We start from the raw sequence: 25689 nt of genomic DNA on the forward strand, positions 1-25689 counted from the left end.
GCAGCGTCATTGGTGGGCTGGCTGTGCCTGCTGCAGCGAACGTAGCGACGCCTCGAGTACTGGTGAGTACTTCTGAGACTCCCACCACAGGTGACCTGAGTCACGAGCCGATCTTCGCGTCTTCGCGTGTTCCGGCCCGCGGCCGCCCGCGCTCGGCCACACTGTCGCCGTGTCACAGGCCCAGCACCCCGGACGCTCCCACGAGGGGCCCCGGGCCGACGCCTTCTCGGCCGTCTCCCGGCGGTCGGTCCTGACCGGTGTCGCCGGCCTCTGCGCCCTGCTCGCCTGGCCCCGCGTCGACGAGGCGCTGCACCCCGGCGGCCCCGGGCACGAGACGGACAGCCCGGCCCTGCGCCGCGACGTCGACCCGCACGGCATCACCCGCGTGCGCACGTCGCGGCCGTGGGTGGCCCTCACCTTCGACGACGGTCCCGACCCGAGGTGGACGCCCGGCGTGCTCGACGTGCTCCGCGCGTACGGGTGCCGGGCCACGTTCTTCGCCGTGGGCAGCAACGTCGAGGCCCACCCCGACCTGGCGCGCAGGATCGTCGCCGAGGGGCACCGCCTCTCGAACCACACCCACGACCACCTCTGGCTCGACCGCATCGAGGCGGCTGCGGTGGCCGACCAGCTCACGCGCGGCCGCGCCGCCGTGATGGCCCACGACCGCGCCGGCGGCGAGCTGGTGCGCCCGCCCCGCGGCTGGACGTCGCGGACGGTCGCCCGGTGCACGAGCGGCCTGGGGCTGCGGTCGGTCTTCTGGACGGCCTGTCTGGAGTCGGCGCTGCACGACGGCCCGTTCGCGGCCGGCACCGAGGTCGGGGAGGGGCTTCGGGCCGGTGACGTGCTGCTCGCGCACGACGGCGGCCGCGTCGTCGGGGCCAACCCCCAGGACATCGACCGCTCAGGCACCCTGGCGGCGCTGCCCTCCCTGCTCGAGAGCCTGCGCCGCAGGGGGCTGCTCGGCGTGCCGGTCCAGGACCTCGTCGCGTACGGCACGCCGCACTGACCGTCTCGGGTCAGTGACCGTCCGCCGCCGGCTCGACGAGCTCGACGAGCACGCCGCCGGCGTCCTTCGGGTGGATGAAGTTGACCCGGCTGTTGCTCGTGCCGCGCTTGGGGGTGTCGTAGAGCAGGCGCATCCCGCGCTCCCGCAGGGTCTCGCACACGGCCTCGATGTCGGTGACGCGGTAGGCGAGCTGCTGCATGCCGGGACCGCTGCGGTCGAGGAACTTCGCGATCGTCGACTCGGGCGAGAGCGGTGCGAGCAGCTGGATGCACGACCCGGAGTCGCCGACCGCCATCATCGCCTCGCGCACGCCCTGCTCCTCGTTCGTCTCCTCATGGAGCATCCGCATGCCGTAGGTGCCCTCGTAGAACGCGATGGCCGCGTCGAGGTCGGGCACGGCGATGCCGACGTGGTCGATGTGGGTGAACAGGGGGTCGGGAGTCGCGCTCATGGTCCCAACGTAGGACGCCCCACGGCATACGGCCGCCGTATGCCGTGTGCGCTTGGTCATGCTCGTCCGGGGCCCTCGGGGAGCGCGACTAGAGTTGACGCGGACATCCCCAATGACGTCGGAAGAGGCTTCACCCATGACTGCTGACCGTCCCACCTCCGTGATCGTCGCGGGCGCCCGCACCCCCATGGGTCGGCTGCTCGGCTCGCTCAAGGACTTCTCCGGATCGGACCTCGGTGGCATCGCCATCAAGGGCGCCCTCGAGAAGGCGGGCGTGGCCCCCGAGCAGGTCGAGTACGTCATCATGGGCCAGGTGCTGCAGGCCGGCGCCGGCCAGATCCCGGCCCGCCAGGCCGCGCACGCCGCCGGCATCCCGATGACCGTCCCGGCCCTCACCATCAACAAGGTCTGCCTCTCCGGCATCAACGCCATCGCCATGGCCGACCAGCTCATCCGCGCCGGCGAGTTCGACGTCGTCGTCGCCGGCGGCCAGGAGTCGATGACCAACGCGCCGCACCTCATGACGAAGTCGCGCGAGGGCTACAAGTACGGCGACGTGACGATGCGCGACCACATGGCCTACGACGGTCTGTGGGACGCGTTCACCGACCAGGCGATGGGGCTGCTCACCGAGCAGGCCAACACCGGGTCGCAGGCCTTCACGCGCGAGGAGCAGGACGAGTTCTCGGCCCGCTCGCACCAGCTCGCCGCCAAGGCCTGGAAGGACGGCCTCTTCGACGACGAGGTCGTCCCCGTCTCGATCCCGCAGCGCAAGGGTGACCCGGTCGAGTTCAAGAACGACGAGGGCATCCGCGCCGACACGACCGCTGCCTCGCTCGCCGGCCTGCGCCCGGCGTTCAGCAAGGACGGCACCATCACGGCCGGCTCGGCCTCGCAGATCTCCGACGGCGCCGCCGCGGTCGTCGTCATGAGCAAGGCGAAGGCGGAGGAGCTCGGCCTCTCGTGGATCGCCGAGATCGGTGCCCACGGTGTCGTCGCCGGTCCCGACTCGACCCTGCAGCAGCAGCCCGCCCGCGCCATCGCCCGCGCCTGCGAGAAGGAGGGCATCACGCCCGCCGACCTCGACCTCGTCGAGATCAACGAGGCCTTCGCGGCGGTCGGTCTGGCCTCCGCCAAGGAGCTCGGGATCGACGTGGACAAGGTCAACGTCAACGGCGGCGCGATCGCGCTGGGCCACCCGATCGGCATGTCCGGTGCCCGCATCGCCCTGCACCTCGCGCTCGAGCTGGGGCGTCGTGGTGGTGGCGTCGGTGCAGCCGCCCTCTGCGGCGGTGGCGGCCAGGGCGACGCGCTCATCGTCCGCGTTCCCGCGTCCGCCTGACAACCGCCCATCCGTAGCCGCGTGGCGCGCCGACCCGTCGACGTCCCCGCCCTGGTCGAGTCGGCCAGGGCGGGTTCGCCGCGCGCCGTGGCGCGTCTCATCTCCCTCGTCGAGGACGGCCACCCGGCGCTGCGTGAGGTGATGGCCGCCCTTGCGCCACATGCGGGTTCGGCGTGGGTCATCGGTCTCACGGGCTCGCCCGGCGTGGGCAAGTCGACGACGACCACGGCGCTCGTCGGGGCGTTCCGCGAGCGTCGTCTGCGGGTCGGGGTGCTCGCGGTCGACCCGTCGTCGCCCTTCTCGGGCGGGGCGCTGCTCGGCGACCGCATCCGCATGCAGGACCACGTCCTCGACCCCGAGGTCTACATCCGGTCGATGGCCTCCCGAGGCCACCTCGGAGGTCTCTCCTGGACCACGCCGCAGGCCATCCGGGTGCTCGACGCAGCGGGGTGCGACGTCGTGCTCGTCGAGACGGTCGGCGTCGGCCAGTCCGAGGTCGAGATCGCCGGGCTCGCCGACACCTCGATCGTGCTGCTCGCGCCCGGCATGGGCGACGGCATCCAGGCCGCCAAGGCCGGCATCCTCGAGATCGGCGACGTCTTCGTCGTCAACAAGGCCGACCGGGACGGTGCCGACGCGACCGTGCGCGACCTGCGGCACATGATCTCGCTCGGCGACCGCACCGAGCCGGGCCTGTGGCGGCCACCGGTCGTGAAAACCGTTGCGGCACAAGGTGTCGGCATCGACGAGGTGATGGAGGCGCTCGACAAGCACCGCGCCCACGTCGAGGAGAACGGCGAGCTCGCGCGGCGTCGGGAGCGGCGCGCCGCCGACGAGATCGAGACCATCGCGCTCGCGACGCTCCGCTCGCGGCTCGGTGACCTCGGCGGTCGCGACAGCGTGCTGGCGCTGGCCCGCGAGGTGCTTGCTGGCACCACCGACCCGTATGCCGCCGCGGACCGTCTGGTGGAGCAGCTCGGCTCCTGACCGCGCGTCGGACACGACCCTGCTCGACCGCCAGGCATCCCGCGGAGTTCGTGTGTGCCTTGGGGACGCGTCACTGCGGGGGGCAGGAGGACGAGGGCGGCGGCACACGAAAACCCGTTGTCGGCGGGGGAGCCCCGGTGTCACCGTCGAGACATGGACATCATCCCGCTCGACCGTGACGACGACGTCATGCTCAAAGGGCTCTTCGGCGTCGCGACCCGCAGCGAGGCGGTCTCCCGCGTGCAGCCGATCCAGCGCTCCGAGGACGAGTTCCTCAAGATGGTGCGCTTCTCGTTCCCGGGGGAGCGCGAGGAGGGGGCCGTCGCCGTCGTCGACGGCTCACCCGTCGGCTGGACGCGCGTCTTCTTCCCCGAGCGCGACAACCTCGACAAGTGCTGGAACGACCTCGCGGTCGACCCGGAGCACCGGGGCCGCGGCATCGGCTCGGCCCTGCTCGAGTGGACGGAGGAGCGGGCACGTGCCGCCGGCCGCGACATGCTCCTGACCGAGGTCTACGTGCCCGTCGGCGACCGCGAGTCGCACGCCGACCGCGAGTTCGCCCTCAGGCGTGGGTATGCCGTGTCGAGCGTCGAGATCGTGCGCTCCCTTCCGCTGCCCGTCCTGGCGGACGTGCTCGCCGAGCACCGTCGGCGCTCGGCGGAGGCCATGGGTGATCAGTTCGAGCTGAGCGTCCACGTCGACGGGGTGCCGGAGCACCTGCGCCAGGGCGTGTGCGACGCCTCCAACCGGCTCATCCTCGACGCGCCCACGGGTGACGTCGAGTTCGAGCCGGAGTCGATGACGGTCGACGACTACCAGACGATGCTCGAGCACCAGCGCGACATGGGACGCCGGATGGTGACGGCCGTCGCCGTGCACCGGGCCACGGGCGTCGTGGCCGCCTACACCGACCTGTCGGTTCCGGCGGGCGATCCCGACGTGGTGTTCCAGTGGGGAACGTTGGTGCTGCCCGAGTTCCGTGGTCACCGCCTCGGCATGGCCGTCAAGGTCGCCAACCTCGACGAGCTGGCGCGCATCGCGCCGGACCGTCGGTCGGTCCAGACGATGAACGACGAGCAGAACCCGTGGATGGTCCAGATCAACAAGGACCTCGGCTTCGAGATCATCGAAGAGGCGCTGTCGGTGAAGAAGGCGTTCTGACTCCCGGCAGGGCGACGCAGGGGTGACGACGGTCGGGTGACGGGTGGGGTGGCTCCGGGGTGACTCCGGCGCGACGGAGCGGGCGGCATACGGTGAGGCCATGCTGATCGCCTTCTCCGTCGCCCCCACCGTCGCGGCCGACGACACCGGATCGGTGTCCGAGGCCGTCGCCCGTGCCATCCGCATCGTCCGTGACTCAGGGCTGCCGCACCGCACGGACGCCATGTTCACGACGATCGAAGGGGAGTGGGACGAGTGCATGGCTGTCGTGAAGCAGTGCTGCGACGTGCTGGCGCAGAGCTCACCGCGTGTCGGTCTCGTGCTCAAGGCGGACATCCGGCCCGGCTTCACGGGCGAGCTCGACGGCAAGCTCGAGCGGCTCGAGGATGCTCTCGACCGTCAGCGAGATGAGTGAGCACCGTTGGCAGCTGAGGCCGCTCGCGCTCGATGACTGCGACGAGCTGGGGCGAGTGCACATCGCCGTCTGGCGCGACGCGTACTCGGGGATCATGCCCGACGACTACCTCGCCGGTCTCAGCGACGAGCGGTCCGCGGATCGCTGGCGTGCTGTCGCCGAACAGCCCCCTGACGCCCCGGCGCGCACCCTCGTGGTCGTGGACGAGAGGGGGCGGCTCGCGGGCTTCGGCAGTGCCGGGCCGAGCCGCGACGACGACGCACCCACCGAGTGGGAGCTGTATGCCGTGAACCTGGCCGCCGCCGCGCGGGGCACCGGCGTCGCGGACCGGCTCCTCGACGAGCTCCTCGACGACCGTGACGCGACCCTCTGGGTGCTCGAGGACAACGCCCGGGCGAGGGCCTTCTACACCCGGCGCGGCTTCGTCGACGAGGGCGGCCGCGACCAGCACCCGGCCACCGGCGCCCCCGAGATGCGGCTGGTGAGGCGGGCGAGTCCCACGATGCGGCCCGGCTGAGTCCGATCCCGTCGGTCGCGGCCGGCGGCGGGGGCACAGCGGTCATCTGGGGACGAACGGCGACAGGGCCAACCGGCCGGTAATTTGCGTCACCCCGCACGAATCGCGCCCGGATTGTCCGTCATTGTCCGGTGACGCGCCTTTCGGCGGATTGGGGCTGCGGGTGCCCTGCGCCGTATCGTGGGGCGCGGTCGAGGCTCCTCGGCCGCATCCCCTCTGCACCATCGAAAGGCTCACCCATGCCCCGCCCTGCGATCCGACGTGCCATGGCCGCCGTGCTCGCGTCCACCGCGCTGCTCTCGGCGTGCACCGGCAACGCCGACGACGGCACCGACGGCACCGGCGTGTCGGCGACCCCCGTGGTCGCGCCAGACGCTGCCGCGACCACCGCGTCCTCGGCAGTGGCGGCCGCCGCATCCGCGTCGCTCGACGCGTCGGCCGGCGGAGCCGCAGCCCGCGACAAGGCCTTCGCAGGTGTCGCTCTCGAGTCGGCGAACGCGTACGCAAAGACGCTCCCTGGTCGAACGGCGGCGGAGAAGGCCGAGGCAGAGCTCGCCACGACGGGCGTCAAGGTGCTCGGGATCTCCCGCGAGGGTGACAAGCCGCGCCAGATCCTCGCCCAGACGACTCTCAAGAAGACCGGCGCGGCCGTGCTCGTGCTCCTCGTCGGCGACGACGGTGGCGCGTTCAAGGCCGCAGCCGTGACGCCGATGCTGCCCGACGCGAAGCTCGACGCGCTCGACCCGACGAGCGACGGTTCGGCCGCGGTCGCCGAGGGCAAGGGCCTCGTCGCCTCGCCCGACGACGTCCTGGCAGCGTTCGCCGCCTCGGTGAAGTTCCCCAAGCCGACCGCGGCCAAGGTGCTGGCCGCCGACCCGCTCTCGGAGCAGCTGCGCCAGTCCGCGAACGCACAGTCGCAGGCCCTGAAGAACCAGGGTGCCTTCACCCAGGACCACGAGCCGAAGGGCGTCATCGGCGGCCTGCGTCTCAAGGACGGCAACGGCGCGATCGTCTTCGGCCACCTCGTGCGCCACGACACCATCGCGATGCGCACGCCGGTCAAGCTCACCCCGGCCAAGGACCTCACGCTCCTGACCGGCATCAAGCAGATCACCACCGAGGCCGACCTCACCTCCAACGAGGTCGTCGCCATCGTCATCCCCGCGACTGGACAGGCCCGCATCGTCGCCGCCTCGGACCAGCTCGTCGCCGGCTCGGGTCGGTGAGGCAGGATTGATCTATGAGTCACCAGCCATTCACCGCAGCAGCACTTCGCGGTGCCGTCGACCTGTCCTCGCTGAAGCGTCCGGCCCCGCAGGGTGGCCCCGCATCAGGCGCGGGCTCCACCTCCGCGGACGCTGCCTCCCTCGTCGTCGAGGGCACTGACGCCTCGATCCGCGATGTGCTCGCAGCCTCAGCGACCCACCCGGTCGTCATGGTGCTGTGGTCGCCGCGGCTGCAGGAGTCGGCCGACTTCGTCGCGACGTTCGGCGCCATCGCCCGCCGCTACGCCGGGCGCTTCCAGCTCGTGACGGTCGACGTCGACGCGAACCCGACCATCCTGCAGGCCTTCCAGGTGCAGGCGGTCCCGGTCTCCTTCGCGTTCGTGCAGGGTCAGCCCGTGCCGCTCTTCGAGGGCGTGCAGCCCGACGACCAGGTCACCGCCGTGATCGACCAGGTGCTTGCTCTCGCCGCGCAGCACGGGGTGACCGGCACGGTCGCGGTCGACGGTGCGCAGCCGTCGGACGGCGCCGGCGACGTCGACGAGGAGCCGCCGCTGCCGCCGCTACACCAGAAGGCTTTCGACGCCATCGAGGCGGGCGACCTCGAGGGAGCCGCCGACGCCTACCGCGAGGCGCTCCTGCAGAGTCCCGCCGACGTCGACGCGAAGGTCGGGCTCGCGCAGGTCGGCCTCATGCAGCGCACGCAGGACGTCGACCTCCAGGCCGCTCGTGCCGCAGCGGCAGCTGCCCCGACCGACGTCGACGCCCAGATCCTCGTCGCCGACCTCGACCTGCTCGGAGGTCACGTCGAGGACGCCTTCGTGCGCCTCATCGACACGGTGCGAGTCACGGCTGACGCCGACCGCAACAAGGCTCGCGAGCACCTCGTGGAGCTCTTCGAGGTCGTGGGCTCGGCCGACGAGCGCGTGGCCAGGGCCCGCAAGTCGCTCATGAGCGCCCTCTTCTGACGTGTTCGCGCAGGAGCGGTCCGTCCCTCGGGGCGGACCGCTCCTTGCGTCCGTCGAAGGGTGACGGAGCATTCTCTCGATCGAGAGGTGACGGGTGGTCGCCCGGTCGTCAGTCGGTGGTGGCGGTGTCGACCACCGACTCGGCGAGGCGCTCGACCACCTCGGCGGCGGTGCCCGCGAGCGACTCCGCGTCGTCGGTGTCGGGCGGCGTCGTCACCCACAGCCCCCATCCCGGCGTCGACGGGTCGATGCCGGTGCCGACGACCACGAGGTGCACCGGGGCCGGCGCCGCCAGGTCGAGGTAGTCCTCCAAGCGGTCACCCTCGACCCGGTCGACGACGACGACGTCGTAGCCCTCGATGAGGTAGGTCTCCGCCAGCGCGAGGCCGGCCGACCAGCGCAGCAGCTGGCGCCGAATCAGCCCGACGGCCGTGAGCTCGCCGCCGGAGTCGCCCTGAGCGGCCTCGACGAGCATGGCGTCGAGCACCTGGCCGTCGACGACGACCGAGCTGCCCAGCCGTTCGCCGATGGCGCGACCCAGCCGGCCCAGGCTCGACGCGTCGGCGCCCGTGACGAGCACGAGCCGGCCGGGGGTGCCGGCCGGCTCGGGGACGGAAGCCGTCATCCGCCGAGTGCCGCCGACACGACGTCCTTCGCCTCCGCCTGGACGCGGGCGAGGTGCTCGGCGCCCTGGAACGACTCGGCGTAGATCTTGTAGACGTCCTCGGTGCCCGAGGGCCGAGCTGCGAACCAGGCGCTGTCGGTGGTCACCTTGAGGCCGCCGATCTTCGCGCCGTTGCCGGGGGCTGCGGTCAGCTTGCCCGTGATCGACTCTCCCGCAAGGGTTTCGGCGCTCACGTCGTCGGGGGAGAGGGCGCCGAGCTTGGCCTTCTCCTCACGCGACGCCGCTGCGTCGATGCGGGCGTATGCCGGGTCGCCGTGCCGGGCGGTCAGCTCGGCGTAGTGCTGGCTCGGGGTGCGCCCGGTGGCTGCGAGGATCTCGGAGGCGAGCAGCGCCAAGAGGATGCCGTCCTTGTCGGTGGACCACACGGTGCCGTCGAACCGGAGGAAGCTCGCGCCCGCGGACTCCTCGCCGCCGAAGCCGACCGTGCCGTCGAGCAGCCCGGGCACGAACCACTTGAAGCCGACCGGGACCTCAAGCAGGGGGCGCCCGAGGTCGGAGGCGACGCGGTCGATCATCGAGCTCGACACGAGCGTCTTGCCGATGGCCGTGCCGGCGCCCCAGCCGGGCCGGGCGCCGCCGTAGAGGTACTGGATCGCCACGGCGAGGTAGTGGTTGGGGTTCATGAGGCCGGCGTCGGGCGTGACGATGCCGTGCCGGTCGGCATCGGCGTCGTTGCCGGTGGAGAGGTCGTAGGCGTCCTTGTTGCCGATGAGCGAGGCCATGGCCGAGGGGGAGGAGCAGTCCATCCGGATCTTGCCGTCCCAGTCGAGCGTCATGAAGGCCCACTGCGGGTCGACCCGCGGGTTGACGACGGTGAGGTCGAGGCCGTGGCGCTCGCCGATCTCGCCCCAGTAGGCGACGGAGGCCCCGCCGAGCGGGTCTGCGCCGATGCGGACGCCGGCCTCGCGGATCTTCGCGAGGTCGACGACGTTGGGCAGGTCGTCGACGTAGGTGCCCATGAAGTCGTAGGCGCCGGCTTCGCCCCGGGCCTTCTCGAACGCGACCCGCTTGACGTCCTTGAGGCCGCCACGCACGAGATCGTTGGCCCGGGCCGCGATGACGGAGGTGGCGTCGGTGTCGGCCGGGCCACCGTGCGGCGGGTTGTACTTGAACCCGCCGTCGGCAGGCGGGTTGTGGGACGGCGTGACGACGATGCCGTCGGCGAGACCGCTTGCGCCTGAAGGCTTGCCGTGGTTGGCGCGGAGGATCGCGTGGGAGACGGCCGGAGTCGGGGTGAAGCCGTCCCGGTCGTCGACGAGCACTTGGACTCCGTTGGCGACGAGCACCTCGAGCGCCGAGCGCCAGGCCGGCTCGGAGAGGCCGTGGGTGTCGCGCCCGATGAATAGCGGTCCGTCGAAACCCTGCGACACGCGGTAGTCGACGATGGCCTGCGTCGTCGCGAGGATGTGGTCCTCGTTGAACGCCGTGCGCAGGCTCGACCCGCGGTGCCCCGACGTGCCGAAGGCGACCTGCTGGTCGGGGTCGTCGACGTCGGGGTGCCGGTCGTAGTACGCGCCGATGAGGGCGTCGACGTCGACGAGGTCCTCGGCCTGTGCCGGCTTGCCGGCGCGCGGGTGGGTCATGAGGGGTCTCCGTTCGTCGTCGTGGGCTGGGCGGTGGTCGGGTCGGAGCCGACCGTCCCGGTGATGGTGGCCGACGCAGCCGAGGTGGGCCCGTCGACCGGGACGAGCCAGACGGTGGACAGCCGGGGGACCGTCAGGTCCGCGGCATACGGCTGCTGGTGCCACGGCTCCGCTCGGGCCTCGACGACGATGCCGGCGCTGCTGGGGGCGTCGGGGTGGTAGCCGGCCGTGTCGAGCACGACCGTCCAGCGGCCGCCACGGGGCAGCCCGATGCGGTAGGACTGCTGCGTCTCGCCGCTGAAGTTCATGACGCAGGCGACGACGGGGGCGTCGGTCGCCCGGTCACCCCGGCCGAAGCGAAGCCACGAGAAGGTGTTGTGGTCGGCGTCGTCGGCCTCGAGCCACTCGAAGCCGCTCGGGTCGGCGTCCAGCTCCCAGAGGGCCCGGTTGCCTCGATAGATGCCGTTGAGGTCCTTCACGAGGTTGTGCACGCGGTAGTGCAGGGGCTGCTCGAGCAACCACCAGTCCAGACTGCGGCCCTCGGACCACTCGGACTCCTGGCCGAACTCGCAGCCCATGAAGAGCAGCTGCTTGCCCGGGTGGCACCAGAGGTAGGCGAGGAACGCGCGCAGCGTCGCCACCTGCTCCTCGCGCGGGCCGCGCGACTTGCGCAGCAGCGAGCCCTTGCCGTGGACGACCTCGTCGTGGCTGATCGGCAGCACGAAGTTCTCGTCGAAGGCGTACATCAGCGAGAACGTGAGCTTGCCGTGGTGGTACTTGCGGTAGATGGGCTCCTCGCCGAGGTACTTCAGCGAGTCGTTCATCCAGCCCATGTTCCACTTGAAGCCGAAGCCGAGCCCGCCGTGGTTCGTCGGCTTCGTGACGCCGGGCCACGTCGTCGACTCCTCGGCGATGGTGACGATGCCACCGACGCGCTTGTACGCGGTCGCGTTCGTCTCCTTGAGCAGCTCGACGGCCTCGAGGTTCTCGCGCCCGCCGTTCTTGTTGGGCACCCAGGCGCCGGCGTCGCGGGCGTAGTCGAGGTAGAGCATCGAGGCGACGCCGTCGACGCGCAGGCCGTCGATGTGGAACTCCTCGAGCCAGTAGATGGCGTTGGCGACGAGGAAGTTGCGCACCTCGGGTCGGCCGTAGTCGAAGATGTTGGAGCCCCACTCGGGGTGCCACCCCAGCCGCGGGTCGGGGTGCTCGTAGAGCGGGAGGCCGTCGAAGCGCGCCAGCGCCCACTCGTCGGTGGCGAAGTGGCCGGGCACCCAGTCGAGCAGCACGCCGATGCCGGCCTTGTGCAGCTCGTCGACGAGGTAGCGGAAGTCGTCGGGCCGGCCCCACCGGGAGCTCGGCGCGTAGTAGCCCGTGACGTGATAGCCCCACGAGGGGACGTACGGGTGCTCCATGACGGGCAGGAACTCGACGTGGGTGAAGCCGAGGTCGCGCACGTAGTTGACGAGGTGCTCGGCGAGGCCGCGGTAGCCGAGGTCCTGGCGCCAGGAGCCGAGGTGCACCTCGTAGATGCTCATGGGCCCCTGGTGGGCGTTCGAGGTGCGGCGGTGCTCCATCCAGGCGTCGTCGCCCCAGTGGTAGTGGCTCTCGGTGACGATGGCCGCCTGCTTCGGGGCGACCTCGGTCATCCGCGCCATGGGGTCGCTCTTGAGCCGCACGAGCTCGTCGGGGCCGCGCACGGCGAACTGGTAGTTCATCCCCTCGCTCGCGCCCGGCAGGAAGAGCTCCCAGATGCCGCTCTCGCCGAGCGCCCGCATCGGGTGCGAGCGCCGGTCCCAGTCGTTGAAGTCACCGATGACGTGCACCGCCTTGGCCCGCGGAGCCCAGACGGCGAACGACACGCCCCAGACGTCGCCCAGCGGACCCGGGTAGTGGCGCACGTGGGCCCCGAGGACGGTCCACAGCTGCTCGTGGCGTCCCTCGTTGATGAGGTGGCGGTCGATCTCGCCCAGCGTGGGCGCGAAGCGGTAGGGGTCGTCCTGCTCGTGCTCGACGCCGTCGCCGTACTCGACGAGCAGGCGGTAGTCGTGCGTCGAGCCGAAGTCGGGCGAGGTCATCGACCAGATGCCGTCGCGCACGTGCTGCAGCTCGACCCGGTCGCCCGAGTCGAGGCGAGCCGCCACGCGCGTGGCGAAGGGCCGGAACGCCGTGATGGTCAGCCCGCCGGGACCGACATGGTGACCCAGCAGGTCGTGGGGCTGGCCGTTGCGGCCGTGGACGAAGGCCGTGATGGCGGCCTCGTCGAGCGAGGGTCCGTGGGACGTGTGGCTGCTCATGGCGTGCCTTCCGGGGTGATGAGCCGCTCGACCGCGCCGAGCGGGATCGGCAGCCAGGACGGGCGGTTGCGGGCTTCGTAGACGACCTCGTACAGCGCCTTGTCGAGCTCGAGCGCACGGGTGAGGGCGACCGCGTCGGCGTCGGGCTCGCCCGCGACGGAGGCGTATCCGTCGAGGAACGCCCGTCGGCAGGCGGTGGCCCAGGCCGACGCGTCGACCGGTGACTCCGCCAGCGCCACAGAGCCGGCCGCGTAGTCGAACGAGCGGAGCATGCCGGCGACGTCGCGCGCCGTGAGGTCGGGCTGCGTCCGTTCGGCCAGGGGGCGCAGCGGCTCTCCCTCGAAGTCGAGTGCCACCCAGCCACGTTCGGGGACGTCGAGCACCTGGCCGAGGTGGTAGTCGCCGTGGATCCGCTGGAGCGGGGGCCAGCGCACGTCACGCACCGACTGCGCGATGCGGTCGACCGCGGCCGAATGGGAGGAGAGCTCGGGCACGAGGGCGGCCGCGGCGGCATACCGGTGTCGCATCGAGGTGACGAGCGCGTCCCGCGACTCGGGAGTGACCTCGGAGGTGCCGAGAGCGTGGGCGAGGGCCGTGTGGATCTGCGCCGTGACGACACCGAGGTCACGGGCGCGCGCGGTGAAGTCGGCTCCCGAGGCGGCTGCGACGAGCGCCACGCGCCAGGCGTCCTCGACGCCGGGGATGAACTCCTGCGCGAAGGCGAGGTGCCCCTGCTGCGCGGAGCCGTCCGCAGGAGAGTCCCACGCTCCTGCCAGGTGTCCGACCGCCATGGGCACGCGGTCGGAGCCCTCGCGGGTGAGCGCCGACTGCACGACGACGTCGGGGTTGTCGCCGTCCTGCACGGTGCGGAAGACCTTGACGATGAGCGGCTCGGCCGGCCCGCCGTCGGGGGCCGCCATGCGGCAGATGATCGAGGTGTTGGACTGCTCGCCGCTGAGCACCGACGACGAGGAGACCGAACCGTCGACCTGGCCGGTGCTCGAGCCCTCGGCGAGGGCGTTGCTGCCGACCGAGGCCTGGGCCTCGTCGGCGACCCCGGACCCGAGGATCGTCGCCATGAGCTGCGAGACGTAGACGGGGTCGTGCGGCCCGTCGTAGACCCAGCGCGTGCCGAGGACGCTGTGCTCCATCGTGCCGAGCAGCGCGTGCTCCGCGCCCTCGAGCGGCGCGTTCCGGTAGGTGAGCGGCACCTGGTAGACCACGGCCGGTGTCACGGCCTCGTCGGCGAGCAGCAACGTCTCGCACCCGACCTCGCCCTCGGGATCCTCGAAGCGGAAGCCCCCGACGCGACGCAGCTGCGGCACGTGGCCCTTGCCGTGGTACCACCGCTGGCGCGGCATCCACTCGGTGACGATCTCGGTCTTGGTGGGCACGATCGTCGCGCCCTTGTGCACGATGGCCATCAGCCGTTGTCCTCTCCGCCGCGCAGCTGCAACCAGAAGAAGTCGCGTGAGCCCAGCGTCAGCGTGACGCGGCCGTCGTTGGCGACCCACGGGAAACCCTGACCGCCGAACAGGTCGATGAGCTGGCGTCCCGACAGGTGCTCGGGCAGCTGGATGGTGGCGGCCTGCGGGCGGCTCGACAGGTTGTTGACGCACAGCACCGCCTCGTCGGCGTGGTCGGCGTCGCCGGTGAGCACCCGGGTGAAGGCGAGGATCGCGTCGTTGTCGGCATCGACCACGTCGAAGGCGCCGAGCCCGAAGACCGGGTGGCGGCCGCGCACCTGCAGCATGCCCCGGACCCAGTGCAGCAGCGAGGCCGAGGAGGCCATCTGCGCCTCGACGTTGACGTTGTTGTAGTGGTAGACGAGGCTGCTGATGACCGGCAGGTAGAGCTTGCCGGGGTCGACGTTGGAGAAGCCGGCGTTGCGGTCGGGGGTCCACTGCATCGGCGTGCGCACGGCGTCGCGGTCGTTGAGCCAGATGTTGTCGCCCATGCCGATCTCGTCGCCGTAGTAGAGGCAGGGCGAGCCAGGCAGCGAGAGCACGAGCGCGTGGATGAGCTCGATCTCCGGGCGGCTGTTGTCGAGCAGGGGAGCGAGGCGGCGGCGGATGCCGACGTTGGCGCGCATCCGCGGGTCGGGGGCGTACCAGCCGTACATCGCGGCACGCTCCTCGGGCGTCACCATCTCGAGCGTCAGCTCGTCGTGGTTGCGCAGGAACGTGCCCCACTGCGTGCCGCCCGGGATGGCGGGGGTGTCGGCGAGGACGTCGATGATCGGCTTCGCCTTCTCCTCGCGCAGCGAGTAGTAGAGCCGCGGCATGACGGGGAAGTGGAAGCACATCTGGCACTCCGGCGACTCCTCCGAGCCGAAGTAGTCGACGACCTCTGCCGGCGGCTGGTTGGCCTCCGCGAGCAGGATCCGCCCGGGGTACTCCTTGTCGACCATGGCCCGTAGCCGCGCCAGGAACTCGTGCGTGCGGGGGAGGTTCTCGCAGTTGGTGCCCTCCTCCTCGAAGAGGTACGGCACGGCGTCGAGGCGGAAGCCGTCGATGCCGAGGTCCATCCAGAAGCGCACGATGTCGAACATCGCCTCCTGCACGGCCTCGTTCTCGAAGTTGAGGTCGGGCTGGTGGCTGAAGAAGCGGTGCCAGAAGAACTGTCGGCGCACCGGGTCGAAGGTCCAGTTCGAGACCTCGGTGTCGACGAAGATGATGCGCGCGTCGTCGTAGCCGTCGTCCGTGTCGGACCAGACGTAGAAGTCGCCGTAGGGACCGTCGGGCTCGGCGCGGCTGGCCTGGAACCACGGGTGCTGGTCGCTCGTGTGGTTCATGACGAGGTCGGTCACGATGCGGATGCCGCGCGCGTGCGCCTGCGAGACGAGCTCGGTGAACTCGGGCAGCGTGCCGAACTCGGGCAGCACGGCCTTGTAGTCGGAGATGTCGTAGCCGCCGTCGCGCAGCGGGGAGGCGTAGAACGGCGGCAGCCACAGGCAGTCGACCCCGAGCCACTGCAGGTAGTCGAGCCGCTGGATCAGTCCCGTGAAGTCACCCGCCCCGACGCCCTTGCTGTCGGCGAAGGCCCGCACGAGCACCTCGTAGAAGACCGCCTTCTTGAACCACTGGGGGTCGTGCTTGAGCCCCGGCTGGGAGAGGTTGAGTCCCTGCATGTGGTCAATGGCTCCTCACGTGGATGATGTGGACGGGCTCGGAGTCGGGACCAAGGCGGACGAAGTTGTCCTGACGCCACTCCCACGTCTGGTTGGTGATGTGGTCGTGCGCGTCGAAGGTCGACCACGAGGCCATACCCAGCGCATCCATGTCGAGGTGCACCCACGTCTCACGGGTCGCGTGGGGGTCGAGGTTCGCGACGACGAGCACGGTGTCGCGCTCGCCCGTGGCGTGGTCGACGACGCGCGACTTGCTGAAGACGAGCACGTTCTCGTCGTCGGCGGCGTGGAAGCGCAGGTTGCGCAGCCACCGCAGGGCGGGGTGCCAGCCGCGAATGTCGTTGAGCCGCTTGAGGTACCACGCCAACGAACGGCTCTCGAGCGGGCCGCCGGGCTCGTAGAGGTACCACTGGCGGTCCTTGTACTCGTACTTCTCGTTGTCGATCTGCTCCTCGGCGCCCGGACGGGCCACGTGCTCCATCAGCTCGTAGCCGGCGTAGATGCCGTAGGTCGGCACCATCGTCGCCGCGACGGCCGCCCGCAGCTTCCAGGCCGTCGGGCCGCCGTACTGCATGTAGGGCGTGAGGATGTCGTGCGTCGTCGGCCAGAACGACGGGCGCATGTAGGCCGCCCCGCTCGACTCGCCGGCCAGCTCGCGGCCGTACTCCTCGAGCTCCCACCGCGCGTTGCGCCACGCGTAGTAGGTGTAGCTCTGCTGGAAGCCGGCCTTGGCCAGCTGGTGCATCATCGCCGGCTTGGTGAAGGCCTCGGAGAGCCAGATGGTGTCGGGGTGGTCCTTGGCGACGTCGGCGATCAGCCACTGCCAGAAGGCGACCGGCTTGGTGTGCGGGTTGTCGACGCGGAAGATGCGGATGCCGTGGTCGAGCCACACCTGGATGACGCGACGCACCTCGGCGTAGGCGTCGGCCGGGTCGTTGTCGAAGTTGAGGGGGTAGATGTCCTGGTACTTCTTGGGCGGGTTCTCGGCGTAGGCGATGGTGCCGTCGGCCCGCGTCGTGAACAGGTGCGGGTGCGTCTGCACCCACGGGTGGTCGGGGGAGGCCTGCAGCGCGATGTCGAGCGCCACCTCCATGCCGAGTCGCTGCGCCTCGGCGACGAACGCGTCGAAGTCGTCGAACGTGCCGAGGTCGGGGTGGATGGCGTCGTGGCCGCCGTCGGGCGAGCCGATGGCGTACGGGGACCCGGGGTCGCCCGGCTCGGCGGTCAGCGTGTTGTTGCGCCCCTTGCGCGCCGTCGTGCCGATGGGGTGGATCGGGGTCAGGTAGACCACGTCGAAGCCCATGTCGGCGATCGCGGGCAGGCGCTTGGCCGCCGAGCGGAACGTGCCGGAGACCCACTCACCGGTCTTCTCGTCGCGGTGGGCGCCCTCGGACCTCGGGAAGATCTCGTACCAGGCGCCGTAGAGGGCGCGCTCGCGCTCGACGAGGAGCGAGTAGGCGGGGGAGGGCGAGACGAACTCGCGCAGCGGCACGAGCGCGTGCAGGCCGGTGATCTCGGGCGAGGTCGCGGCGCCGAACCGGTGCGCTGCCGGCGCTCGGGTGTCCCCGAGCGCGACGACGGCCTTGTCGATCTCGGCCGCGTCGACGCCGAGACCACGGACGGCGGCGGCGAAACGCTCGAGCACGCGTACACCCTCGGCGCACATGAGGTCCTCGTCCACGCCCGCGGCGATCTTGATGCCGGCGTCGTGGACCCACGTCGCGTACGGGTCGGACCAGCCCTCCACGCGGTAGGTCCACCAGCCCTCTCGGTCGGCGACGACGGTCGTCGACCACTCGGAGAGCCCCGGGTTGTCGCTGTGCATCGCGAAGAAGTGCTCGCCGCCGTCGGGGTCGGTCAGCACGGCTGTCGCGTTGACGGCGTCGTGGCCCTCGCGGAAGACCTTGGCCCGCACCGTGAACTCCTCGCCCGCGACCGACTTGGCGGGGCGCGTGCCGCCGTCGACGAGCGGACGCACGTCGCTCACCGGGATGCGGCCGATCGGCAGGGCGCCGCCAGGCATGCCCTCGACGGTCGGGGCGGCGCTGACCGGGTGCTCGGGGGCGAGGTGGACGGCGCCGGCCTCGGTGTCGTCGACGAACGCCTCGTCGGCGCTGGGGTTGGCATCGAGGCGTGGGGACGGTTCGGGTGCCGCTGGTGCGGCGGCGGTGCTGCGCACGGGGGTTGGCTTGCTGGAACGGGACTTCTTCGCTGAGCCAGTCACGTGATCGACCGTATCGAAGTTGGGGCGCTACGCCCATGACGTGGCACGCGACGTTCCAACCGGTGAAACTCGGCTGCAAGTGTTGCAAGAACACGACATGGCGACCCCTATGCTGTCCCCTTGTGAAGGCCATCCGTCGCTTCAGCGTCCGCACCGTCCTGCCGAGCCGCATCGAAGGTCTCGGCGTCCTCGCGAGCAACCTGCGCTGGTCGTGGCACCCGCCGACCCGCGACCTGTTCGAGAGCATCAGTCCCCGCAAGTGGTCCGACGCCGGTGAGGACCCCGTCAAGCTCCTCTCGCGGCTCTCGGCCGACGAGCTGGCCGCGCTCGCCGCCGACGACGAGTTCGTCAGCAGGGTCGTGGCGGCCAACGAGGACCTCCACCACTACCTCACCGACGAGCGCTGGTACCAGTCGTGGAGCCGCGAGCAGGAGGCCGCCGGCAAGGCCGCGCCCGCCGCCATCGCGTACTTCAGCCCCGAGTTCGGCATCACCGCGGTGCTGCCGCAGTACTCCGGCGGCCTGGGCATCCTCGCGGGCGACCACCTGAAGTCGGCCTCCGACCTCGGCGTGCCGATCGTCGGCGTCGGCCTCTTCTACAAGACCGGCTACTTCAAGCAGTCGCTCAACCGCGACGGGTGGCAGGTCGAGACCTACCCGGTGCTCGACCCCGACGGGCTGCCCCTCTCGCTGCTGCGCGAGGAGGACGGCACACCGGCCGTCGTCACGATCGACCTGCCCGCGGGGCGCGTGCTCAACGCGCACGTCTGGAAGGCGCAGGTCGGGCGAGTTCCCTTGCTGCTGCTGGACTCCGACGTCCCGGGCAACGACGAGCAGACCCGCAAGGTCACCGAGTCGCTCTACGGCGGCGGCGGCGACACCCGCCTCGAGCAGGAGCTGCTGCTCGGCATCGGCGGCGTGCGCGCCCTGCGCCTCTGGTCGCGACTCTCTGGCGCCCCGACGCCGGAGGTCTACCACACCAACGAGGGCCACGCCGGCTTCCTCGGCATCGAGCGCATCACCGAGCTGGTGCGTGACCACGGGCTCACCTTCGACGAGGCCCTCGAGGCCGTGCGCGCTGCCACGGTGTTCACGACGCACACGCCGGTCCCGGCCGGCATCGACCGCTTCGACGCGGCGAAGATCAACCTCTTCTTCGGCGGCGCCAACGCCATCGAAGGCGTGCCCGTCGAGCGGCTCCTCGCCCTGGGCGCCGAGGACTACGAGGGCGGCCAGCCCGGCATCTTCAACATGGCCGTCATGGGCCTGCGCCTCGCACAGCGCGCCAACGGCGTCTCCCAGCTGCACGGCGTCGTCAGCCGCGGCATGTTCGACGGGCTGTGGCCGGGCTTCGACGACGTCGAGGTGCCGATCAGCAGCATCACCAACGGGGTCCACGCCCCGACGTGGGTCGACCGTGCCGTCTACGACGTCGCCCGCAAGCACCTCGGCACCGCCGACATCGCCGGCACCGACGCGTGGGGCCGCATCGACGAGGTGCCCGCCGACGCCGTCTGGTCGACCAAGCGCGAGATGCGCGAGAAGCTCGTCGCCGACGCCCGCCGCCGCGTGCGCTCGTCGTGGCAGAAGCGCGGTGCCACGGACGCCGAGCTCGGCTGGGTCGACGACGTGCTCGACCCCGACGTGCTGACGATCGGCTTCGCCCGTCGCGTGCCCACCTACAAGCGGCTCACGCTCATGCTGCGTGACCCGGCCCGCCTCAAGGCGCTGCTGCTGCACCCCGAGCGGCCCGTCCAGCTCGTCATCGCCGGCAAGTCGCACCCGGCCGACGAGACGGGCAAGCGCCTCATCCAGGAGATGGTCCGCTTCGCGGACGACCCCGAGGTGCGCCACCGCATCGTGTTCCTGCCGAACTACGACATCGCGATGGCCCAGCACCTCTACCCGGGCTGCGACGTCTGGCTCAACAACCCGCTGCGCCCGTTCGAGGCCTGCGGCACCTCCGGCATGAAGGCGGCCCTCAACGGCGGCCTCAACCTCTCCATCCTCGACGGCTGGTGGGACGAGTGGTTCGACGGCCGCAACGGCTGGGCCATCCCGACGGCCGACGGTGTCGAGGACCCCGAGCGCCGTGACGACATCGAGGCCGCCGCGCTCTACGACCTCATCGAGAACGACGTCGCCGCGAAGTTCTACGACCGCGACGCCGCCGGCCTGCCGCAGGGCTGGATCGCGATGATGACCCACACCCTCAAGACCCTCGGGCCGAAGGTGCTCGCGAGCCGCATGGTGCAGGACTACACCGGACAGCTCTACAGCCCGGCCGCGGGCGCGGGCCGCTCGGTGATCGCCTCGGACTTCGCCGGAGCCAAGGAGCTCGCAGCGTTCAAGGCGAAGATCCGCGCCTCCTGGCCGAAGGTCAAGGTCGAGCACGTCGAGCCCTCGGGCCTGTCGGACTCGCCGCAGATCGGCGACGTCCTCGACCTGCGCGCCTACGTCGCGCTCGACGGTCTGACGCCCGACGACGTCGACGTCCAGCTCGTCCACGGCCACGTCAACGACGTCGACGAGCTGTGGGGCATGGAGGTCGCCCCGCTCCAGCTCGTCGAGTCCTACGAGGACGGCCGTCACCAGTTCGCCGGGTCGCAGCCGCTGCGCCGCACCGGGTCGTTCGGCTACAGCGTGCGCGTCGTGCCGAAGCACGCGGGCCTCGCCGGCCCGGCCGAGCTCGGGCTCGCGCGCAACGCCTGACGCGTCCGACGCACGTCGAGGAGCCCGGGTCCCGTGTGGGCCCGGGCTCCTCGCGTATGCCGTCAGGCGCCGTCGCTGTCTGCGGTCAGTGGGGCGGGACGGAGCACCAGACGCGCATCGAGGCGGCGTCCATCGTGACGACGCTGCGCGACTGGACCGGCTCGCCAGGTGCGGTCGGACGCTCGTCGGCGCTGTCCCAGAGCAGCTGGTATGCCGTCACGCCGGGAGCGTGGGGCAGCGTGGCCTCGGTCTTGCGCGCCGACCCGTTGACCACGACGAGCACCGACTGCTGCGAGAACCACGCACCGTTGTAGAGGGCCTGGAGCACGTCGACGGCCGGGCCGTCCCAGCGGTGCCCCATGAGCTCGCCGTCGGCGGCGAACCAGGCCAGGTCGGTCGACCCGCCCTCGTGGATCTGCCTGCCGGAGAAGAACTCCCGCTGACGCAGCACCGGGTGGTCGCGTCGCAGCCGCACGAGGTGACGGGTCGTCTCGAGCAGGTCGTCCTGCCACGGCTCGAGGTCCCACCGCATCCAGCTGATCTCGTTGTCCTGGGAGTACGGGTTGTTGTTGCCACGCTGGCTGCGGCCGAGCTCGTCGCCGGCGTTGAGCATCGGGACGCCGGTCGAGAGCAGCAGCGTGCCGAGGAGGTTGCGCATCGACCGCCTGCGCGCCGTCACGATGTCGGGGTCGTCGGTGCGACCCTCGACGCCGTGGTTCCACGACCGGTTGTCGTTCGAGCCGTCGGTGCCGCCGTGACCGTTGGCGCCGTTGTGCTTCGTGTCGTAGGCCGTGAGGTCCGCGAGGGTGAAGCCGTCGTGCGCCGTGATGAAGTTGACCGACGCGATGGTGCCGCGGTCGTGGCTGTCGAAGAGGTCCTGCGAGCCGGCCAGGCGGGTGGCGAGCTCACGCACGCCGTGACCCATGCCGCCCGCGGCCGAGGCGGCGAGGTCGCGCAGCCAGAACGTGCGAGCCGTGTCGCGGTAGCGGTCGTTCCACTCCGAGAAGGGCGGCGGGAACTGTCCGGTGCGCCAGCCGTGGATGCCGAGGTCCCACGGCTCGGCGACGAGCTTCGCGCGCGACAGCACCGGGTCGGTGCGCAGGGCGACGAGGAAGGGGTGGTCGCGGTCGTAGCCGTCGTCCTTGCCGCGACCGAGCGCGACGGCGAGGTCGAAGCGGAACCCGTCGACGTGGCACTCCTGCACCCAGTAGCGCAGGGAGTCGAGCACCATGCGGGCCACGACCGGGTGGGTGAGGTCGAGGGTGTTGCCGCAGCCGGTGACGTCGATGTCGCGGCCGCGCGCGTCGACCCGGTAGTAGGCGCGCTGGTCGAGGCCGCGCCACGACAGCATCATGCCGTCGCGGGAGTTCTCGGCCGTGTGGTTGTAGACGACGTCGAGCAGCACCTCGATGCCGGCTGCGTGCAGCGCCTTGACCATGCCCTTGAACTCGTCGAGCACGCCTTGGGGGTCGGTCGCCGCGGCGTAGGGGGGGTGCGGCGCGAAGAACCCGAGGGTGTTGTAGCCCCAGTGGTTGGTCAGGCCGCGCAGCACGAGGTCGGGCTCGTGGGTGAACGTGTGCACGGGCAGCAGCTCGACCGCGGTGACACCCAGCCCCAGCAGGTGCTCGACGAACGCCGGGTGGGCGAGGCCGGCATACGTGCCCCGGATCTCCTCGGGAACGCCGGGGTGCAGCCTCGTGGCGTTCTTGACGTGCACCTCGTAGATGAGCGACTCGGTCAGTGACCTGCGCGGGAAATCGTCGGTGCCCCAGTCGAACTCGTCCTCGACGATGACGCAGCGCGGCATGTGGGTCGCCGAGTCGCGGTCGTCGCGCACCCAGAGGTCGCCCCGCAGGTCAGGGCCGACGCGGTGCCCGTAGACGGCGGGGTCGAGCCTGACCTCGCCCTCGACCGCGCGGGCGTACGGGTCGAGCAGCAGCTTGGCCGGGTTGTGCAGCAGCGACCGGTCGGGGTCCCACTCGCCGTCGACGCGGAAGGCGTAGCGCTGCCCGGCGACGATCCCGGGCACCGTGTCGAACCACGTCCCGTGGGCACGGTGCCGAAGCAGGACGCGGCGCTCGGCCCGCGACCCGTCGGGGAGCTCGTCGAAGAGGCACACCTCCACGGAGCGGGCGTGGCCGGCGTAGACGGAGAACTGCGCGCCGCCGTCGATGAGCCGGGCGCCGAGCTCCGGTGGGAGGTCGGGCGTCGCGGGCGGGGGCGGGCACATGCATCCGAGCGTAGGGGGCCGGGGGAGGGGTGGCGGACCCGACGCCCCCGGCGGACCGTGGAGGGCCGGCCGGGGTCCGGGCCGGGGTCCGGGCCGGATCGACCTCGACGCGCGCTCTCGTTACGGTTGGCGCATGACCGATCCGACTTCGCTGCCCAACTTCATGCCGAGCGCTCCCGACGCCGGGCCCGACGGCGGCCAGGCCCCCGCCAGCGCCACCCCCGTGCGCGACCGCATCCTCGAGGTGCTGAAGGGCCTCGGCATCGAGGCGTCCATCGACGGTGACGGCGACCTCGAGTTCGCCATCGTCGACGACGAGGGTGCCAGCACGACCCTTTTCGCCCGCGTGGCCGAGGGCGACCTCGCCCTGGTCCGCTTCTTCGGTCAGTGGCAGCTCGCCGAGCCCGTCTCGCCCGACCGCAACGAGCGCATCGCCCGCTGCAACGACCTCACGATGCAGCTCAACATCGTCAAGCTCTCGCTCGTGCAGGAGAGCCTCGTCGTCTCGGCCGAGCACGTCATCACCCCCAACGCCGACCTCGAGATCCTCGTGCCGCTGTCGGTGAACCACATCCTCCAGAGCGTCGGCTTCTTCTTCCAGTCCTGGCTGCCCGTCGACGACGTGCCCGCCGGCCCGACCGCCTGATGGGCGAGTTCGTCCGGCTCGAGGTCGAGGACGGCGTCGGCACGATCCGCCTCGACCGGCCGAAGATGAACGCCCTCAACGTCCAGGTGCAGGAGGAGATCCGGGAGGCCGCTGCCGAGGCGACAGCACGCACCGACGTCAAGGCCGTCATCGTCTACGGCGGTGAGCGCGTCTTCGCGGCAGGGGCCGACATCAAGGAGATGCAGACCATGTCGTACACCGACATGGTCGAGCGCTCCGGGCCCCTCATGAGCTCCATCACGTCGGTCGCCCGCATCCCGAAACCGGTCATCGCCGCGATCACCGGCTACGCCCTCGGCGGCGGTTGCGAGCTCGCCCTCGCGTGCGACTTCCGCCTCGTGGCCGACGACGCGAAGCTGGGTCAGCCCGAGATCCTGCTGGGCATCATCCCGGGGGCCGGCGGCACGCAGCGCCTCTCGCGCCTCGTCGGCGCCTCGCGCGCCAAGGAGATCATCTTCAGCGGCCGCTTCGTCGACGCGCAGGAGGCCCTGGCGATCGGCCTCGCCGACAAGGTCGTGCCGGCCGCCGACGTCTACACCGCCGCCCGTGAGTGGGCCGGCTCGTTCGTCGGTGCCGCGTCGTATGCCGTCCGCGCCGCCAAGGAGGCCATCGACCGCGGTCTCGAGGTCGACCTCGAGAGCGGTCTCGAGATCGAGCGGATGCTCTTCGCCTCGCTCTTCGCGACGAAGGACCGCGAGATCGGGATGAGCTCCTTCGTCGAGCACGGCCCCGGCAAGGCGCAGTTCGAGGGTCGATGACACCACCGCTGGACGTCCTCGTGTTCTACTCGCCCGTCGAGTCGACCGAGGACGTCCTGGCGGCGGTGCACGCCGCCGGTGCGGGCGCGCTCGGCGACTACCGCGAGTGCGCGTTCGTGACCCGCGGTACGGGCCGCTTCCGTCCCGTCGCGGGCGCCCGGCCGGCGATCGGCACGGTGGGCGACCTCGAGCGGCTCCCCGAGGATCGGGTCGAGGTCGTGCTCGAGCGGTCGCTGCGCGGCGCCGTCGTGGCGGCCCTGCGCGCCGCCCACCCCTACGAGGAGCCGGCCTTCCACGTCATCGAGACCGCCCCGACCGACGGCGCGCCCTGACGGCGCCCTGGCGGCGCCCCGGCGTTGCCCCTCCGTCAGGCGTGGCGCAGGCCACTGGTGGTGAGCGTCACGCCTCGGGCGTGCTCGGTGAGCGAGCGCTCGGTGAGAGGATGGCTGGCAGTGCCGGAGCGACCTCCGGCAGCTCCATGAGCACCACCATCCGCAAACGGAAGAGGACGTTCACCCATGAACATCGTCGTCTGTGTCAAGTACGTGCCGGACGCCCAGGCCGAGCGCACGTTCAACGCATCTGACAACACGACCGACCGCGAGAACGTCGACGGCCTGCTGTCCGAGCTCGACGAGTACGCCGTCGAGGAGGCCCTGAAGATCGTCGAGGCCGGCGAGGGCGAGGTGACGGTGCTCACCGTCGGCCCCGACCAGGCCGCCGACGCCATCAAGAAGGCCCTGCAGATGGGCGCCGACAAGGGTGTCCACGTCAACGACGCCGCGATCCACGGCTCCGACGCCGTCGCGACCTCGCTCGTGCTCGCCGAGGCGATCAAGAAGCTCGGTGACGTCGACCTCGTCATCACCGGCATGGCCAGCACCGACGGCACCATGGGTGTCGTCCCGACGATGCTCGCCGAGCGCCTCGGCCTGCCGGCCGTCACCTTCGCCTCCGAGCTGACCGTCGACGGTGGCGCCGGGGGCACTGCCACCATCCGCCGCGACGGCGACGCCTCGACGCAGACGATCACGGCCACGCTGCCGGCCCTCGTGTCGGTGACCGACCAGATCAACGAGCCGCGCTACCCCTCCTTCAAGGGGATCATGGCCGCGAAGAAGAAGCCGGTCGAGACGTGGGCGCTGTCCGACCTCGGTGTCGACGCGTCGCAGGTCGGCCTCGACGCCGCGTGGACGAAGGTGTCGTCGTTCGACGCCCGCCCGCCGCGCACGCAGGGCGAGATCGTCAACGACGAGGGTGACGGCGGCAGCAAGCTCGCCGCGTTCCTGTCCGAGCGCAAGTTCGTCTGACCGCTCTCTCCTCCCGAACTTCCC

The 25689-nt window shown here is 71.2% G+C and carries 21 protein-coding genes; 13 read left to right on the forward strand and 8 right to left on the reverse strand.

Annotated elements, in window-relative coordinates; all coding sequences use genetic code 11:
• Positions 1-169 precede the first annotated feature (169 nt).
• A complete protein-coding gene (locus ACYVNR_RS07715) occupies positions 170-1009 on the forward strand; it encodes a polysaccharide deacetylase family protein (protein WP_461047633.1) in 840 nt (279 codons plus the stop codon).
• A gap of 10 nt (positions 1010-1019) precedes the next feature.
• Here the strand turns inward: ACYVNR_RS07715 and mce are convergent, their stop codons facing one another.
• Positions 1020-1460 (reverse strand): methylmalonyl-CoA epimerase, encoded by a 441-nt coding sequence (gene mce / locus ACYVNR_RS07720; protein ID WP_045188463.1) that lies wholly within the window; start codon positions 1458-1460, stop codon positions 1020-1022.
• A 136-nt stretch (positions 1461-1596) separates the two neighbouring features.
• Here mce and ACYVNR_RS07725 point away from each other — a divergent pair, with 136 nt between their 5' ends.
• From ACYVNR_RS07725 to ACYVNR_RS07755, 7 genes are all read left to right on the forward strand, one after another.
• The gene (locus ACYVNR_RS07725) at positions 1597-2802 is read left to right on the forward strand and encodes an acetyl-CoA C-acetyltransferase (protein ID WP_045188465.1); all 1206 of its coding nucleotides are present in this window, start codon (positions 1597-1599) and stop codon (positions 2800-2802) included.
• 21 nt (positions 2803-2823) lie between these two features.
• Positions 2824-3789 carry a methylmalonyl Co-A mutase-associated GTPase MeaB gene (gene meaB, locus ACYVNR_RS07730; RefSeq protein ID WP_045188467.1) on the forward strand — a complete coding sequence of 322 codons (966 nt, stop codon included), beginning with the start codon at positions 2824-2826 and terminating at the stop codon, positions 3787-3789.
• 153 nt (positions 3790-3942) lie between these two features.
• Positions 3943-4950: a GNAT family N-acetyltransferase gene (locus tag ACYVNR_RS07735; protein ID WP_461047636.1), complete on the forward strand. Its 1008-nt coding sequence runs from the start codon at positions 3943-3945 to the stop codon at positions 4948-4950.
• A 100-nt stretch (positions 4951-5050) separates the two neighbouring features.
• On the forward strand, positions 5051-5365 hold the full coding sequence (locus tag ACYVNR_RS07740; protein WP_461047638.1) for a thiamine-binding protein: 315 nt from the start codon (positions 5051-5053) through the stop codon (positions 5363-5365).
• Positions 5358-5882, forward strand: a complete 525-nt coding sequence (locus ACYVNR_RS07745) for a GNAT family N-acetyltransferase (RefSeq protein WP_461047640.1) — start codon at positions 5358-5360, stop codon at positions 5880-5882. The genes ACYVNR_RS07740 and ACYVNR_RS07745 overlap by 8 nt, the downstream gene beginning before the upstream one ends.
• Before the next feature lie 239 nt (positions 5883-6121).
• Entirely contained in the window at positions 6122-7108 is a 987-nt protein-coding gene (locus tag ACYVNR_RS07750; RefSeq protein WP_045188477.1) for a hypothetical protein, read from the forward strand.
• 14 nt (positions 7109-7122) lie between these two features.
• A complete protein-coding gene (locus tag ACYVNR_RS07755) occupies positions 7123-8073 on the forward strand; it encodes a tetratricopeptide repeat protein (protein ID WP_045188479.1) in 951 nt (316 codons plus the stop codon).
• A gap of 109 nt (positions 8074-8182) precedes the next feature.
• On the opposite strand, the gene ACYVNR_RS07760 is transcribed toward ACYVNR_RS07755, so the two are convergent.
• Genes ACYVNR_RS07760 through ACYVNR_RS07785 form a run of 6 tightly spaced genes read right to left on the reverse strand, consistent with a single transcriptional unit; the run spans position 8183 to position 17788 of the window.
• The gene (locus ACYVNR_RS07760) at positions 8183-8698 is read right to left on the reverse strand and encodes a hypothetical protein (RefSeq protein ID WP_045188481.1); all 516 of its coding nucleotides are present in this window, start codon (positions 8696-8698) and stop codon (positions 8183-8185) included.
• Positions 8695-10341: a phosphoglucomutase (alpha-D-glucose-1,6-bisphosphate-dependent) gene (pgm, locus tag ACYVNR_RS07765; RefSeq protein ID WP_045188483.1), complete on the reverse strand. Its 1647-nt coding sequence runs from the start codon at positions 10339-10341 to the stop codon at positions 8695-8697. Before pgm ends, ACYVNR_RS07760 begins: the two co-directional genes overlap by 4 nt.
• On the reverse strand, positions 10338-12635 hold the full coding sequence (gene glgB, locus ACYVNR_RS07770; RefSeq protein WP_461047644.1) for a 1,4-alpha-glucan branching protein GlgB: 2298 nt from the start codon (positions 12633-12635) through the stop codon (positions 10338-10340). Before glgB ends, pgm begins: the two co-directional genes overlap by 4 nt.
• Entirely contained in the window at positions 12632-14059 is a 1428-nt protein-coding gene (locus ACYVNR_RS07775) for a maltokinase N-terminal cap-like domain-containing protein (protein ID WP_461047646.1), read from the reverse strand. The genes glgB and ACYVNR_RS07775 overlap by 4 nt, the downstream gene beginning before the upstream one ends.
• A complete protein-coding gene (gene treS / locus ACYVNR_RS07780; RefSeq protein WP_045188488.1) occupies positions 14059-15765 on the reverse strand; it encodes a maltose alpha-D-glucosyltransferase in 1707 nt (568 codons plus the stop codon). The genes ACYVNR_RS07775 and treS overlap by 1 nt, the downstream gene beginning before the upstream one ends.
• Before the next feature lie 4 nt (positions 15766-15769).
• Positions 15770-17788, reverse strand: coding sequence for an alpha-1,4-glucan--maltose-1-phosphate maltosyltransferase (locus ACYVNR_RS07785; protein ID WP_461048293.1), 2019 nt, complete (start codon positions 17786-17788; stop codon positions 15770-15772).
• A 323-nt stretch (positions 17789-18111) separates the two neighbouring features.
• Here ACYVNR_RS07785 and glgP point away from each other — a divergent pair, with 323 nt between their 5' ends.
• Complete coding sequence (gene glgP / locus ACYVNR_RS07790) at positions 18112-20700, forward strand: alpha-glucan family phosphorylase (RefSeq protein ID WP_045188490.1); 2589 nt, start codon at positions 18112-18114, stop codon at positions 20698-20700.
• An 85-nt stretch (positions 20701-20785) separates the two neighbouring features.
• Here glgP and glgX read toward each other — a convergent pair whose 3' ends face one another.
• Positions 20786-22930, reverse strand: a complete 2145-nt coding sequence (gene glgX, locus ACYVNR_RS07795; protein WP_461047649.1) for a glycogen debranching protein GlgX — start codon at positions 22928-22930, stop codon at positions 20786-20788.
• Between the two features lie 133 nt (positions 22931-23063).
• On the opposite strand from glgX, the gene ACYVNR_RS07800 reads away from it, so the two are divergent.
• The 4 genes from ACYVNR_RS07800 to ACYVNR_RS07815 all read left to right on the forward strand — a co-directional run bounded on the left by ACYVNR_RS07800 (position 23064) and on the right by ACYVNR_RS07815 (position 25665).
• Positions 23064-23576: a type III secretion system chaperone family protein gene (locus ACYVNR_RS07800; protein WP_045188494.1), complete on the forward strand. Its 513-nt coding sequence runs from the start codon at positions 23064-23066 to the stop codon at positions 23574-23576.
• The gene (locus ACYVNR_RS07805) at positions 23576-24355 is read left to right on the forward strand and encodes an enoyl-CoA hydratase/isomerase family protein (RefSeq protein WP_461047651.1); all 780 of its coding nucleotides are present in this window, start codon (positions 23576-23578) and stop codon (positions 24353-24355) included. The genes ACYVNR_RS07800 and ACYVNR_RS07805 overlap by 1 nt, the downstream gene beginning before the upstream one ends.
• The gene (locus ACYVNR_RS07810) at positions 24352-24687 is read left to right on the forward strand and encodes a hypothetical protein (RefSeq protein WP_461047653.1); all 336 of its coding nucleotides are present in this window, start codon (positions 24352-24354) and stop codon (positions 24685-24687) included. Before ACYVNR_RS07805 ends, ACYVNR_RS07810 begins: the two co-directional genes overlap by 4 nt.
• A gap of 186 nt (positions 24688-24873) precedes the next feature.
• Complete coding sequence (locus tag ACYVNR_RS07815) at positions 24874-25665, forward strand: electron transfer flavoprotein subunit beta/FixA family protein (protein ID WP_045188499.1); 792 nt, start codon at positions 24874-24876, stop codon at positions 25663-25665.
• Positions 25666-25689 lie beyond the last annotated feature (24 nt).

The organism is Terrabacter koreensis, assembly GCF_054783315.1.

Excerpts from the sequence above, each read along its gene's own strand:
- ACYVNR_RS07755 (WP_045188479.1), top strand. The coding sequence starts at position 7,123 with ATGAGTCACCAGCCATTCACCGCAGCAGCACTTCGCGGTGCCGTCGAC.
- ACYVNR_RS07750 (WP_045188477.1), top strand. The coding sequence starts at position 6,122 with ATGCCCCGCCCTGCGATCCGACGTGCCATGGCCGCCGTGCTCGCGTCC.
- mce (WP_045188463.1), bottom strand. The coding sequence starts at position 1,460 with ATGAGCGCGACTCCCGACCCCCTGTTCACCCACATCGACCACGTCGGC.
- ACYVNR_RS07725 (WP_045188465.1), top strand. The coding sequence starts at position 1,597 with ATGACTGCTGACCGTCCCACCTCCGTGATCGTCGCGGGCGCCCGCACC.
- ACYVNR_RS07805 (WP_461047651.1), top strand. The coding sequence starts at position 23,576 with ATGGGCGAGTTCGTCCGGCTCGAGGTCGAGGACGGCGTCGGCACGATC.
- ACYVNR_RS07785 (WP_461048293.1), bottom strand. The coding sequence starts at position 17,788 with ATGCCTGGCGGCGCCCTGCCGATCGGCCGCATCCCGGTGAGCGACGTG.
- ACYVNR_RS07800 (WP_045188494.1), top strand. The coding sequence starts at position 23,064 with ATGACCGATCCGACTTCGCTGCCCAACTTCATGCCGAGCGCTCCCGAC.
- ACYVNR_RS07740 (WP_461047638.1), top strand. The coding sequence starts at position 5,051 with ATGCTGATCGCCTTCTCCGTCGCCCCCACCGTCGCGGCCGACGACACC.
- ACYVNR_RS07735 (WP_461047636.1), top strand. The coding sequence starts at position 3,943 with ATGGACATCATCCCGCTCGACCGTGACGACGACGTCATGCTCAAAGGG.
- ACYVNR_RS07760 (WP_045188481.1), bottom strand. The coding sequence starts at position 8,698 with ATGACGGCTTCCGTCCCCGAGCCGGCCGGCACCCCCGGCCGGCTCGTG.
- ACYVNR_RS07810 (WP_461047653.1), top strand. The coding sequence starts at position 24,352 with ATGACACCACCGCTGGACGTCCTCGTGTTCTACTCGCCCGTCGAGTCG.
- pgm (WP_045188483.1), bottom strand. The coding sequence starts at position 10,341 with ATGACCCACCCGCGCGCCGGCAAGCCGGCACAGGCCGAGGACCTCGTC.
- ACYVNR_RS07745 (WP_461047640.1), top strand. The coding sequence starts at position 5,358 with ATGAGTGAGCACCGTTGGCAGCTGAGGCCGCTCGCGCTCGATGACTGC.
- glgB (WP_461047644.1), bottom strand. The coding sequence starts at position 12,635 with ATGAGCAGCCACACGTCCCACGGACCCTCGCTCGACGAGGCCGCCATC.
- glgX (WP_461047649.1), bottom strand. The coding sequence starts at position 22,930 with ATGTGCCCGCCCCCGCCCGCGACGCCCGACCTCCCACCGGAGCTCGGC.
- ACYVNR_RS07775 (WP_461047646.1), bottom strand. The coding sequence starts at position 14,059 with ATGGCCATCGTGCACAAGGGCGCGACGATCGTGCCCACCAAGACCGAG.
- treS (WP_045188488.1), bottom strand. The coding sequence starts at position 15,765 with ATGCAGGGACTCAACCTCTCCCAGCCGGGGCTCAAGCACGACCCCCAG.
- ACYVNR_RS07815 (WP_045188499.1), top strand. The coding sequence starts at position 24,874 with ATGAACATCGTCGTCTGTGTCAAGTACGTGCCGGACGCCCAGGCCGAG.